This is a genomic window from Flavobacterium sp., assembly GCF_040402835.1.
Lineage (GTDB): Bacteria > Bacteroidota > Bacteroidia > Flavobacteriales > Flavobacteriaceae > Flavobacterium.
In genome coordinates, this window is the sequence record NZ_JBBALW010000014.1 from 26501 (window position 1) to 39522 (window position 13022).

At 33.1% G+C, this 13022-nt stretch carries 11 protein-coding genes; 10 read left to right on the top strand and 1 reads right to left on the bottom strand.

The features are described 5' to 3' along the window. Nucleotides 1-62: 62 nt before the first annotated feature. The gene (gene topA / locus AC9UEH_RS06365) at nt 63-2597 is read right to left on the bottom strand and encodes a type I DNA topoisomerase (RefSeq protein ID WP_509529741.1); all 2535 of its coding nucleotides are present in this window, start codon (nt 2595-2597) and stop codon (nt 63-65) included. Nucleotides 2598-2975: 378 nt separating this feature from the next. Here topA and miaB point away from each other — a divergent pair, with 378 nt between their 5' ends. The 10 genes from miaB (at nt 2976) to AC9UEH_RS06415 (ending at nt 13006) form a co-directional block, all read left to right on the top strand. Then, the gene (miaB, locus tag AC9UEH_RS06370) at nt 2976-4421 is read left to right on the top strand and encodes a tRNA (N6-isopentenyl adenosine(37)-C2)-methylthiotransferase MiaB (protein ID WP_509529841.1); all 1446 of its coding nucleotides are present in this window, start codon (nt 2976-2978) and stop codon (nt 4419-4421) included. A gap of 123 nt (nt 4422-4544) precedes the next feature. Further along, on the top strand, nt 4545-4916 hold the full coding sequence (locus AC9UEH_RS06375; RefSeq protein ID WP_509529743.1) for a GxxExxY protein: 372 nt from the start codon (nt 4545-4547) through the stop codon (nt 4914-4916). Nucleotides 4917-4966: 50 nt separating this feature from the next. Beyond that, nucleotides 4967-5116 carry a hypothetical protein gene (locus AC9UEH_RS06380; protein ID WP_509529746.1) on the top strand — a complete coding sequence of 50 codons (150 nt, stop codon included), beginning with the start codon at nt 4967-4969 and terminating at the stop codon, nt 5114-5116. 74 nt (nt 5117-5190) lie between these two features. Next, nucleotides 5191-6459 (top strand): sigma-54 interaction domain-containing protein, encoded by a 1269-nt coding sequence (locus AC9UEH_RS06385; RefSeq protein ID WP_509529749.1) that lies wholly within the window; start codon nt 5191-5193, stop codon nt 6457-6459. 66 nt (nt 6460-6525) lie between these two features. Next, on the top strand, nt 6526-7029 hold the full coding sequence (locus AC9UEH_RS06390; protein ID WP_509529752.1) for an LptE family protein: 504 nt from the start codon (nt 6526-6528) through the stop codon (nt 7027-7029). Nucleotides 7030-7089: 60 nt separating this feature from the next. Further along, the gene (locus AC9UEH_RS06395) at nt 7090-7953 is read left to right on the top strand and encodes a tetratricopeptide repeat protein (RefSeq protein ID WP_509529755.1); all 864 of its coding nucleotides are present in this window, start codon (nt 7090-7092) and stop codon (nt 7951-7953) included. Nucleotides 7954-7955: 2 nt separating this feature from the next. Beyond that, on the top strand, nt 7956-8300 hold the full coding sequence (gene secG / locus AC9UEH_RS06400) for a preprotein translocase subunit SecG (protein WP_509529758.1): 345 nt from the start codon (nt 7956-7958) through the stop codon (nt 8298-8300). Nucleotides 8301-8441: 141 nt separating this feature from the next. Next, nucleotides 8442-8717, top strand: coding sequence for a co-chaperone GroES (locus AC9UEH_RS06405; protein WP_509529761.1), 276 nt, complete (start codon nt 8442-8444; stop codon nt 8715-8717). Between the two features lie 100 nt (nt 8718-8817). Then, nucleotides 8818-10446, top strand: a complete 1629-nt coding sequence (groL, locus tag AC9UEH_RS06410) for a chaperonin GroEL (protein WP_509529764.1) — start codon at nt 8818-8820, stop codon at nt 10444-10446. Nucleotides 10447-10636: 190 nt separating this feature from the next. Continuing rightward, complete coding sequence (locus AC9UEH_RS06415) at nt 10637-13006, top strand: hypothetical protein (RefSeq protein WP_509529766.1); 2370 nt, start codon at nt 10637-10639, stop codon at nt 13004-13006. Nucleotides 13007-13022 lie beyond the last annotated feature (16 nt).

The following is a 13022-nucleotide window of genomic DNA, read 5'->3' on the forward strand; positions in this document are numbered from 1 at the left end:
CTTATTTTCCTCTCCCCAACCCTCTCCAAAGGAGAGGGAGACGAGAAGGAATGAGTTGTCGCTTATTTCTTTTTTACAACTGCTTTCTTAGCAGCAGGTTTTTTGGCGACTGGTTTTTTAGCTGTAGTTGCTTTTTTAGCTGCGGTTTTCTTGGCAGGTGTTTTCTTAGCAATGATTTCTTGAACTTCCGCTAAAGTTAAATTTGCAGCATCAACATCTTTACTCAATTCGATTTTTAGTTTTCCTTTCGTGATAACGGATCGTCCCCAACGGGCTTTTTCAACAAGAATTCCTTCGTCTTTCCAATTATGCAAAACTTTATCGATGTTCTTTTGTAATTTATCTTCGATTAATTCTTCAATGTCAGCTTGTGATAAATTATCAAAATTATATTTCTTACTTACATTAATAAAAACGCCATCCCATTTTATAAAAGGACCAAAACGACCCGTTCCTTTTTGAACGCCTTCGCCTTTATAAACCGCTATTGGCGCATCGGCTAAAGCTTTTTCGTCAATTAATTCCTGAGCTCTTGTAATGGTAATATCAATTGGATTTTCGCCTTTAGGCAAAGAAACAAATGCCGCTCCGTGACGAATATAAGGGCCGTATCGACCATTACTTACTTCCACTTCTTCTCCTTTATACATTCCCAAATTTTTTGGAAGTAAAAATAATTTAAGTACCTCTTCTAATGTTATATTTCCAATATTTTGATCCGCCATTAAACTTGCGAATTTTTTATCTTCATCATCGGGTGCACCAATTTGAGCCATTGGACCAAATTTTCCTAAACGAACAGAAACTGGTTTGCCGCTTTCTGGGTGAATTCCAAGAATTCGTTCGCCGCTTTCTCTTTCTGCAGTGGCTTCAACTTCTTTAACTGTTGGATGAAATTTATCGTAAAATTCCTGCATCATTTTTGTCCAATCGACATTTCCTTCTGCAATTTCATCAAAATCTTGTTCTACTTTTGCAGTGAAATTATAATCTAGTATGTTTCCGAAATTTTTAACCAAGAAATCCGTAACAATCGTTCCAATGTCTGTAGGAACTAATTTTCCTTTATCAGAACCAGTATTTTCTTTTAATAACTTCTCACCAACTTTTCCAGATTGCAAAATCAATTGCGTATAATTACGTTCTTGACCGTCTAAGTTTCCTTTTTCAACATAATTTCTGTTGATGATTGTAGAAATGGTTGGCGCATACGTAGATGGCCGACCAATTCCAAGTTCTTCTAATTTTTTTACCAACGACGCTTCTGTATATCGTGCGGCGGCTCTCGAATATCTTTCGGTTGCTGTAATATAATTGTTTTGTAATTTTTCATTGACTTTCATTGCCGGCAACATACCTTCTTGTTCCTCATCGTCGTCGTCATTTCCTTCAAGATATACTTTTAGGAAACCTTCAAAAAGTAAAACTTCTCCTGAAGCTGAAAATATTTCACTATGATTGTTTGCTTCAATTTTTACATTGGTACGTTCCAATTTTGCATCGCTCATTTGAGAAGCTAACGTTCTTTTCCAAATTAAATCATATAATTTTGCTTGGTCTCTGTCAATGTTCACAGTACGTCGAGACATATCCGTGGGACGAATCGCTTCGTGAGCTTCTTGAGCGCCTTTGCTTTTATTGACAAATGTTCGTGGTTTTGAAAATTCAGCACCATAGGATTTTATGATTTCCGCTTGGGCGGCTTCCATTGCGTCTTTAGAAAGGTTTACACTATCTGTTCTCATGTACGTTATTAGTCCAGCTTCGTACAATCGTTGCGCTAATTGCATTGTAATTCCAACTGGCAAGTACAATTTTCTTGCAGCTTCTTGTTGCAAAGTCGAAGTGGTAAATGGTCCTGTTGGTGATTTTTTGGTAGGTTTCGTTTCTAAATCTGCTACCTTATATATGGAACCAATATTTTTATTTAAAAAATCTTCGGCTTCTTTTTTAGTATTGTAATTTTTTGGCAATTTAGCTTTGAACGCTTTTCCTGCTTCGTTTGTAAATTCTGCTACAATAGAATAGGTTGCAACGGCCTTGAAATTTTGAATTTCTCTTTCTCTTTCCACTATCAAACGAACAGAGACAGATTGAACACGACCTGCAGAAAGTCCGCCTTTGATTTTTCTCCAAAGAACTGGCGACAATTCATATCCAACTAATCGGTCTAAAACTCTTCGGGCTTGTTGTGCGTTTACTAAATTATAATCTATTTCACGTGGATTTTCAATGGCTTTTAAAATCGCTGTTTTGGTGATTTCGTGAAATACAATTCGCTTCGTTTTATTTTTATCCAATTTTAATTCTTCGGCAAGATGCCAAGAAATGGCTTCTCCTTCGCGATCCTCATCACTTGCTAACCAGACCATGTCGGCATTTTTGGCCAACGTTCTTAGTTTGGAAACCAATGCTTTTTTATCGGCAGAAACTTCGTATTTTGGTTTGAAACCATTTTCTACATCTACACCAATTTCCTTTGAAGGCAAGTCGGCAATATGACCGTAGCTTGATTCTACTTGAAAATCACTCCCTAAAAACTTCTCGATTGTTTTTGCTTTTGCCGGAGATTCGACGATAACTAAATTTTTTGCCATTGGATTATATTTTCTGCGACAAAAGTATATGATTTTTTTAAATATTGCGCTTTTGATTATTTAAATGTATAAAATTAGGTTGAAATAGATTGTTTAAATCCAATTATAATCTTTTTTCTACTACTGTAAATGTGATTCAAATCGTGAGGATAGCCCCGATTTTAGTGGAAAGCCCGGAGTGAAAAAAGATAGTTTTTCTTGGCGAAAAAGAGCGACCGAAGGAAGCTCCTTTTTTGGCTTAGAAAAACAACTTTTTGAATGAGGACTTGAAGCGGTAAGCGGGAGTAGCTCCTGAAAACTAATAATATGTTAATTCTTAGGCTGACATCTTGTCATATTTATTTGAATTGCGTTATCTTTGTACTTTGAAAATTAATGATGGAAAAGATTATTGAAGAAAGCAAACAAGGCGAGAGTCTTGTTTTAGAACATAAACCTCAGAATACGAAGAAACTTTTTATTGAAAGTTACGGTTGCGCGATGAATTTTTCGGATAGCGAAATTGTGGCTTCGATATTGTCGAATGAAGGTTATAATACGACTCAAATATTGGAAGAAGCCGATTTGGTTTTGGTAAATACCTGCTCGATTCGGGACAAGGCGGAACAAACTATTCGTAAACGTTTGGAAAAATATAATGCGGTGAAACGGATTAATCCGAAGATGAAAGTGGGCGTTTTGGGTTGTATGGCAGAGCGGTTGAAAGACAAATTTTTAGAAGAAGAAAAAATCGTGGATTTGGTTGTAGGCCCTGACGCGTATAAGGATTTGCCAAATTTATTGAGTGAAGTTGAGGAAGGTCGGGACGCAATTAACGTGATTTTGTCGAAAGATGAAACCTATGGCGATATTTCACCGGTTCGGTTGATGAGCAACGGAATTACGGCTTTGGTTTCGATTACGAGAGGTTGCGATAATATGTGTACTTTTTGCGTAGTTCCTTTTACAAGAGGTCGAGAACGCAGTCGCGAACCGCAAAGTATTATTTCGGAAATTCAAGATTTATGGGACAAAGGCTTCAAGGAAATTACGCTTTTGGGACAAAATGTAGATAGTTATTTGTGGTATGGTGGCGGTTTGAAAAAGGATTTTGTGAATGCGAGTGAAATGCAAAAAGCAACTTCGGTAGATTTTGACCAATTATTAGAAATGGTAGCCGTTGGTTTTCCAAAAATGAGAATTCGGTTTTCGACTTCCAATCCGCAAGATATGCACGAAAGTGTGTTGCACATTATTGCGAAATACGATAATATTTGCAAGCACATTCACCTTCCGGTTCAGTCTGGAAGCAATAGAATTTTGAAGGAAATGAATCGTTTGCATTCTCGAGAAGAATATATGGCTTTGATTGATAAAATCAGAACTATTATTCCGAACGGGTCGATTTCGCAAGATATGATTTCGGGATTTCCAACAGAAACAGAGCAAGATCATCAAGATACTTTGAGTTTGATGGACTATGTGAAATATAATTTTGGTTATATGTATTCGTATTCTGAACGCCCAGGTACATTGGCAGGACGAAAAATGAAAGATGATGTTTCGGAAGAAATAAAAGCAAGAAGATTACAAGAAATTGTGGATTTGCAACAAAAACACGCTTGGTTCCGCTCTGAAGAATTTATTGGAAAAACCGTAGAAGTTTTGGTTGAGAAAGTTTCAAAAAAATCGACTGAGGAATTTTCAGGTAGAAATTCACAAAGTATCACGGTAGTTTTTCCAAAAGAAAATTATAAAATTGGGGATTTTGTGAATGTGAAAATTCTGAATTGTACGAGTGGAACTTTGAAGGGCGAAGCGGTTGGATTGAGTGAGATGAATTAGGTTTTTAGCAACGAATTTTTTAAATCTGGAAAAAAAATTAAAAATAATTTTGCCACAGATTTAAAAGATTTTCACAGATTTTTTAAAAACTTTAAATCTGTAAATAATAATAAAAAAGCATGAATGGGAGGCTATAGAGAAGATGAAACGTATAAAATTATTGGAATCTGTATGGAAGTTCATCGAAATTTGGGCGCTGGACTATTAGAAGTTATATACAAGGATGCTTTAGAAATTGAATTTAAAGAAAATAATATTCCTTTTGAAAGAGAGAAAGAGTTTGCAATTGAATATAAAGGGAAAATTTTACCGCATAGATTTTACGCTGATTTTTTAGTGAATGGTGATATTATTTTAGAAGTAAAAGCAGTTAAAGAGTTTTCTAATGAACATATTGCTCAGATTTTAAATTATATGAAATTAGCTGATTCAGAAATAGGTTTAATTGTAAATTTTCAAACAAAATCGCTTCAATACAAGAGATATTCATTATGATTTAAAATCTGTGAAAATCTTTTAAATCTGTGGCAAAAAAAATAAAAAATATGACAAGAAAAAACTTACTTATCGTAATCGTTACTTTTATTGTTGGATTTGGTTCTACATTTTATGTTATTAGGACTTATTTTCCAAAGCAAAAAGTTGATAAAACAGTTCAAATAAAAGATAGTTTGAGAAAAACAAAAAAAGTTTAAAGTTTAAAGTTTAAAGTTCCGCAGATTGAGAGAACGTTAAACACTTAAACAAAGAAAACTTTAAACAAAAAAATATGGAAACAATTCAATCAACAAAACAGCGGTTTGGAATTATTGGGAATGACCCAAAATTAAACCGCGCAATAGAAAAAGCCATTCAGGTTGCGCCAACGGATATTTCAGTTTTAGTAGCTGGGGAAAGTGGTGTTGGAAAAGAGAATATTCCGAAAATTATCCATTCGCTTTCGCATAGAAAACACGGGAAATATATTGCTGTGAACTGTGGTGCAATTCCCGAAGGAACAATTGATAGTGAACTTTTTGGACACGAAAAAGGCTCTTTTACAGGTGCTACTGGAACACGCGAAGGCTATTTTGAAGTAGCTGATGGCGGCACAATTTTTTTAGATGAAGTTGGTGAATTACCACTTACAACCCAAGTTCGGTTGCTACGAGTTTTGGAAAATGGTGAGTTTATTAAAGTTGGTTCTTCACAAGTTCAAAAGACGAATGTTAGGATTGTGGCTGCCACCAATGTCAATTTATTTGATGCTATTGAAAAAGGAAAATTCAGGGAAGACCTTTATTATAGATTGAGTACTGTGGATATTCCATTGCCACCATTGCGAGACAGAAAAGAAGATATTCATTTGTTATTTAGAAAATTTGCTTCAGATTTTGCTCATAAATATAAAATGCCTGCAATAAAATTAGATGACAATGCGGTTCAAATTCTATTGAAATTTCGCTGGAGTGGTAACATCCGTCAATTGCGAAATGTTGCTGAACAAATATCTGTTTTAGAAACCAATAGGGAAATTACTGCCGCAATTCTGCAATCTTATTTGCCTGAAGAAGGAAGTAATTTGCCATCGGTGATAAAAGACAAAAAGAGCAAAAGTGATTTCAGCAATGAAAGAGAAATATTGTACAAAGTGCTTTTTGATATGAAAAGCGATTTGCACGATTTGAAGAAACTTACTTTAGAATTGATAAAAAATGGCACTTCAAAAGTTCAGGAAACAAATCAACATTTGATTCAAAAAATATACGGTTCTAAAGAAAGTGATAGCGAAATTGAATTTGAAGAACAGCATGAATTGGCTGTGATTCCTGTAAATAAAAAAACAGAAGTCACTGAATTTAATGACAATGAAGTAAATTATCTTTTTGCGGAAGCTGTTGAAGAAGAGGAAGAAGAGGTTTTGAGATTAGAACAAAAAGAAATTGAGATGATTAAAAAATCATTGGATAAAAATAAAGGAAAACGAAAAGCGGCAGCTGATGAATTGGGAATTTCTGAAAGAACTTTGTATCGAAAAATAAAGCAATTCGACCTTTAATAAAATGAAAATCGGTAATTGATAAATGTCAATTATTTTTGAATATCTTTGGATTTTAAAATGAAAATGAAAAAAACACACTTTATAATTGCACTTTTAATTCTGATAACGGTCAGCAGTTGTTCTGTATATAATTTTACTGGAACTGGAAAAATCGATGCAAAAACGTTTCAAGTAAATTATTTTCAGAATAATGCTTCGTTGATAGAACCCGGAATTGAAAGGACATTTACACAAAAAATGCAGAATTTAATTCAGAATCAAACGAATTTGAATTTGACAAATACCAATGGAGATTTGGTTTATGAAGGCGAAATTACAGATTACAGAATTAGTCCAATGACGGCAACAGCAGATCAAAAGGCTTCGCAAAATAGGCTTTCAATTACTGTAAATGTAAGATTTACAAATAAAAATAAAGAAGCTGATAATTTCGAGAAAAAATTCTCCTTCTACAATGATTATAATGGTGCAGATCAATTAGTTGGATCTAAACTTAATGAAAATTTAGAGATTATTTTTGAAAGAATTACACAAGATATTTTTAATGAATCTTTAGCAAAATGGTAAACAACTGATTCCATAATTTGTTGGTTTATTCAATCGGAACAAGGAAAATGATTAACCTCTATGAACATAACAGAATACTTATCCTTAATCAACAACCCCAACGCCATCAACGACAAGCAAACTTTGTCATTGGAGAAAATCGTTGCGGAATTTCCTTACTTTAAAAGTGCACGAGCATTGCGTTTGAAAGGGTTGTACAATCAAGATAGTTTCCGTTATAATTATGATTTAAAAAATACTGCCGCGCATACAACCGATAGAAGTGTTTTATTCGATTTTATAATTTCGGATACTTTTACGCGCATTCATAAAAATTTATACGAAGAAAAATTAGCTGAAATCAATGAAATTTTTGTTGACGCAACAGAATTAATATTTAAAGAAGAAAAAATTGAATCCAAAATAAATCCTTTGGAACAATCAATTTTAACGTCTATAAAAGAAGCCACACCTATTGATACAGTTGAAGTTTCATTCCCAACAATTGAGGCGGCGGAGGAAAAATTAGAAATCGGGAAGCCTTTAGTTTTCGATATAAATGAAAAATATTCTTTTCAAGAATGGCTGCAATTATCTAAGATTCATCCAATTGAAAGAGAAATTTCAACGCCAATTGAGATAAAACCTACAGCAATTGATCCCGAGAAGCAAAAGAAAAATGAATTGATAGTCAAGTTTATTGAAGCAAGTCCGAAGATTCCACCCATAAAAAAAGAAACAGAACCTAAAGTTTTTTTAGAGCCAAGTTCAGAAAATAATTCCTATTTAATGACAGAAACATTGGCGCGCGTTTATTTAGAACAAAATAAATATGATAAAGCAATTCAAGCTTATGAAATATTAATTTTGAAATATCCAGAAAAAAGTAGTTTCTTTGCAAACCGTATTTCGGACATTAAGATTTTACAACATAATAACAAATAACAATGAGTACATTTTCAATTTTTTTAGTATTAATAACTATCGTATGTTTCCTTTTGATAGTAGTAATAATGGTTCAAAACCCTAAAGGTGGTGGTTTGTCTTCTTCTTTAGGAGGTTCCCAAATGATGGGTGGAGTTCAAAAAACTACTGACTTTTTAGATAAAAGCACTTGGACATTAGCTATTATTTTGACAGCGTTGATATTATTATCCTGTTTGAGTTTCACGGGAACTTTAGGAGATTCAGATTCAAAAATTATAGATACAACTCAAAAAGCTACTCCGGCGGCTGCAAAACCTGCAATTCCTGATGTTCCTGTAAAAGCAATGCCAATTAAAGCTAAATAATACATTTCAAATTTTAAAATATAAATGTCAGCCTGTCAATGCTGGCATTTTTTTTAGGTAAAATTGTCAGAATATACATATTGGCATAATTTCTGAAATTAGATTTTCATCAAATTAAAATAACATATTAAATATATAATTATGAGTTTAAATATCAAACCACTTTCAGACCGCGTTCTAATCGAACCTGTGGCTGCAGAAACGAAAACAGCATCAGGAATTTTTATTCCAGATACGGCAAAAGAAAAACCTCAAAAAGGAACTGTAGTTGCTGTAGGAAATGGAACAAAAGACCATATAATGACTGTTAAAGTTGGCGATTCCGTTTTGTACGGAAAATATGCAGGAACAGAATTGAAATTAGAAGGTAAAGATTATTTGATAATGCGTGAAGATGACATATTGGCTATCATCTAAACTATAAAGTACGGACAAGTCGCGACTTGTCCATTCATAATAAACGAAAATATTAACTTAATAAGAGGATGAGATTGCTTCGTTCCTCGCAATGACAAAAATGGCAAAAGATATAAAATTTGATATTGAAGCACGTGACGGATTAAAACGTGGTGTTGATGCATTGGCAAATGCAGTAAAAGTAACTTTAGGGCCAAAAGGTCGTAATGTAATTATTGGAAAATCTTTCGGGGGACCAACCGTTACTAAAGATGGAGTTACTGTTGCAAAAGAAATAGAATTGAAAGACCCATTGGAAAATATGGGCGCTCAAATGGTAAAAGAAGTAGCATCAAAAACCAACGATTTAGCGGGTGATGGAACTACGACTGCAACTGTATTAGCGCAAGCGATTGTAAAAGAAGGTTTGAAAAACGTTGCTGCTGGAGCAAATCCAATGGATTTAAAAAGAGGAATCGACAAAGCTGTTGAAGCTATTGTTGCTGACTTGGCTAAACAAGCTAAAGTGGTAGGAAGTGATTCTGAAAAAATCAAACAAATCGCTTCTATCTCTGCAAATAATGACGAAGTTATTGGTGAATTAATCGCTAATGCTTTCGCAAAAGTTGGAAAAGAAGGTGTAATTACTGTTGAAGAAGCCAAAGGAACTGACACTTATGTTGATGTTGTAGAAGGTATGCAATTTGACAGAGGTTATTTATCGCCTTATTTTGTTACCAATCCTGAGAAAATGGAAGTGGAACTTGAAAGTCCATATATTCTTTTATATGACAAAAAAGTATCTTCTTTAAAAGAATTATTACCAGTTTTAGAGCCTGTTGCGCAATCTGGAAAACCATTATTAATTATTGCAGAAGATGTTGATGGCGAAGCTTTATCGACATTGGTAGTAAATAAATTACGTGGAGCTTTGAAAATCGCAGCGGTAAAAGCACCTGGTTTTGGGGATAGAAGAAAAGCAATGTTGGAAGATATTGCCATCTTAACTGGAGGAACTGTAATTTCTGAAGAAAGAGGATATACTTTAGAAAATACAACTATTGAAATGTTGGGAACTGCAAAAAGAGTAACCATCGACAAAGACAATACTACAATTGTGAGTGGTGCTGGCGAAGCAGATATGATTAAAAATCGTGTCAACCAAATTAAAGGTCAAATGGAAGCTACAACTTCTGATTATGACAAAGAAAAATTGCAAGAACGTTTGGCTAAATTAGCTGGTGGAGTAGCGGTTCTTTATGTTGGCGCCGCTTCTGAAGTGGAGATGAAAGAGAAAAAAGACAGAGTTGACGATGCTTTACACGCAACACGTGCTGCTGTTGAAGAAGGAATTGTTGCGGGTGGTGGTGTTGCGCTTTTAAGAGCAAAAAATGCTTTGAAAGAATTGAAAGCAGATAATGCTGATGAAGCTACAGGAATTCAAATAATATCTCGTGCTGTGGAATCGCCATTGAGAACTATTGTTGAAAACGCAGGTCTTGAAGGATCTGTTGTTGTTGCAAAAGTAGCTGAAGGAAAAGGAGATTTTGGATATAATGCCAAAACTGACGAATATGTAGACATGCTAAAAGCCGGAATTATCGATCCTAAAAAAGTCACTCGTGTAGCGTTAGAAAATGCAGCTTCTGTTGCAGGAATGATATTAACTACAGAATGTGCATTGGTTGAAATTAAAGAAGATAATGGTGGCGGAAACCCAATGGGTGGAGGTATGCCGGGAATGATGTAATTCAGATAAAATTCAAATAAAAAATCCGCTTCGTCAATGATGAAGCGGATTTTGTTTTTTAACGAATGCTTTTTTAATCAAATCTTAAGGATAATATTATATATAATTTAACAATCTCTTTTTTATTTATATCTAAATTTACCGTCATTATTAAATGTAATTATAACGTTCCTTAAATATTCTTACCCAAATGAGACTCTCTATTACTATTTTTAGCTTATTTTTTTACTTTCAATCCTATTCTCAAAATACTGAAAATCAAGAGAAAATAAAAAACAGCATCGAAGATTATTTTCATTATGACAGGGAAATCATCCATGTTCATTTCAACAAAACAATTTTTATTAACAATGAAGACATCGGTTTCAAAGGATATGTGTATAGCAAAAACAACAGTTCACCGCATTTATTTACTGCTAACGTGCAATTAGTTATTTATAATGAGCAAAATGAAGTGATTCAAAAACAATTACTGTTTACTACTTTAGGAACTTTTGATGGAGTTATTCACTTGAATGAAAAATTCAAATCTGGGAAATATAAATTTCATTTTTTTACCAATTGGATGAGAAATTTTAAAGAAGATGATTCATTTCAACAAACTATAGAAGTTATTAATAAAAATGAGTCTTATAATTTTGAAACAAATCTACCCAATTGGAATACAGCTAAAATTTCTTTTTTTCCAGAAAGTGGTGTTTTAATTAATGGTGTAATTAACCGAGTTGGTATAAAAATAGCCGATTGCAATTACAAAGGGATAACTATTTCTGACGGGATTATTATTGATTCAAAATCAAATGAGATAACTAAATTTTCAACTAATAAAATGGGAAATGGAAATTTTTATTTCACGCCAATTCCAAATGAAAATTATTTCGTCAAAATTTATTCCGATAAAATGAATATCTCAGAACCATTGCCAAAAACAAATGACACTGGAATGAAAATAAGTTATAACAACAATTTATCGAATAATCATTTGGTTATTTCTGTAAATACAAATGATTCCGGAGTTTCATCATATGAAAATAAAAAGTATATACTTCTAATTCATCAAGATGGAAATTCAATTCAAAAAGCATTTACATTCAACAATAAAGAACGGGAGCAAATTCTAGATTTTGATAAAAAGTACTTATCCAATGGCGTAAATAGCATTCGAGTAATCGATGAAAATTTCAATGAAGTTGCAGAAAGATTGGTTTATATTTATGGAACTTCGAAACCAAATATTAAATTTGATGTTAAAAATATTGCAAATGATAGCATTTATTTATCTGGAAAGTCTGATTTGAAAGAGGCAAATTTAAGTTTAAGTGTACTTCCCGAAAATAATTCTTGTGCAGGACAAAAAAGGTCAATCCTAGGAACATTTTATCTGAATGCGTACATAGAACAGCCAGAAATTGAAACGTATTCTTACTACGATTTAGAAAATAATTTAAGAAATCAGGATATGGAACTTTTGATGCTTAATCAACGCCGAAGTAAATATCTTTGGAATGATATTATATCAAATCCGCCAAAAATGCTTTACCGATTTACCAAAGGAGTCACCATTAGCGGTAAAGTAGAAAAAAAATTAAATCCAAATACAAAGTACAAAATTTCATTAATCTCATTGAAAGATAAGGTTTTTGATGAATCAACAATTGATAAAAACAATGAATTTAAGTTTGAGAATTATTTTGCTCAAGACTCGACCGTGTTTTTATTACAAATGTTGAATGAAAAAAACATGGTGATTTACACAAAAATGGCTGTTAAACTGATACGAAACGATACATTAATCAAACAGCCTTCACAAAGTGATAAGTCGAATTGCCCATCAATAAAAAACGAAGAAACTAATTTTACGTTTACAACTTCAAAATCCGATGGGAAAATTATTAATCTTACAGAAGTGAAGATTAAAAATAAATATAAAAAACAAGTATTCACTCATAACGACGAAGTGGGTTCAATTTCCGCTATTGCTTATAAAATTGACGAAAATGCATTTGGCAATGTCCTTGATTTTATTGGAAGAAATGGTTATAAAACAGGCATAAGTCAAGAAGACAATACTGCCTATATTAAAAACCCAAGAAATGGCGCTTTTTTTGAGAGTAGCGCTCCTCCGGCAGTTTATATAGATAATGATTTAGTTTTCGATTTAAACCTTTTATATAGTCTTTATTTAAATGATGTTGATGAAATTTACATCGATAAAACAGGGTTTTCAATGGCTGGAGGAAGCTCTGGAACAATAAAAATTTACCTTAAAAAAGGAGTGGAAAACGACTATTTTAGAACTAAATACACTTCACTTATAGTTACTACAGGGTTTTCCAAAAACAACGACTTCAAAAACTCGCAATTTGACACTCAAAAAGAGTTTTTTGCTTTTGGCACTTTAGGTTGGTACCCAAAAATAATAATCAAAGACAATCCGAATTTTGAGGTTTCATTCCCAAAAGCAAATCAATCAGAAATTCAAGTTCTTTTAGAAGGATTTACAAATGAAGGTCAATTAATTTCTGAAATTAAAAAAATACCAATTGGTAAAGTATTATAATGAACTAAAAAAGGCG

Bases quoted from the DNA above. Each gene is read 5' to 3' on its own strand.
- miaB (WP_509529841.1), top strand. From the start codon at position 2,976: ATGGAAAAGATTATTGAAGAAAGCAAACAAGGCGAGAGTCTTGTTTTA.
- AC9UEH_RS06385 (WP_509529749.1), top strand. From the start codon at position 5,191: ATGGAAACAATTCAATCAACAAAACAGCGGTTTGGAATTATTGGGAAT.
- AC9UEH_RS06380 (WP_509529746.1), top strand. From the start codon at position 4,967: ATGACAAGAAAAAACTTACTTATCGTAATCGTTACTTTTATTGTTGGA.
- groL (WP_509529764.1), top strand. From the start codon at position 8,818: ATGGCAAAAGATATAAAATTTGATATTGAAGCACGTGACGGATTAAAA.
- AC9UEH_RS06395 (WP_509529755.1), top strand. From the start codon at position 7,090: ATGAACATAACAGAATACTTATCCTTAATCAACAACCCCAACGCCATC.
- secG (WP_509529758.1), top strand. From the start codon at position 7,956: ATGAGTACATTTTCAATTTTTTTAGTATTAATAACTATCGTATGTTTC.
- AC9UEH_RS06405 (WP_509529761.1), top strand. From the start codon at position 8,442: ATGAGTTTAAATATCAAACCACTTTCAGACCGCGTTCTAATCGAACCT.
- topA (WP_509529741.1), bottom strand. From the start codon at position 2,597: ATGGCAAAAAATTTAGTTATCGTCGAATCTCCGGCAAAAGCAAAAACA.
- AC9UEH_RS06375 (WP_509529743.1), top strand. From the start codon at position 4,545: ATGGGAGGCTATAGAGAAGATGAAACGTATAAAATTATTGGAATCTGT.
- AC9UEH_RS06390 (WP_509529752.1), top strand. From the start codon at position 6,526: ATGAAAAAAACACACTTTATAATTGCACTTTTAATTCTGATAACGGTC.
- AC9UEH_RS06415 (WP_509529766.1), top strand. From the start codon at position 10,637: ATGAGACTCTCTATTACTATTTTTAGCTTATTTTTTTACTTTCAATCC.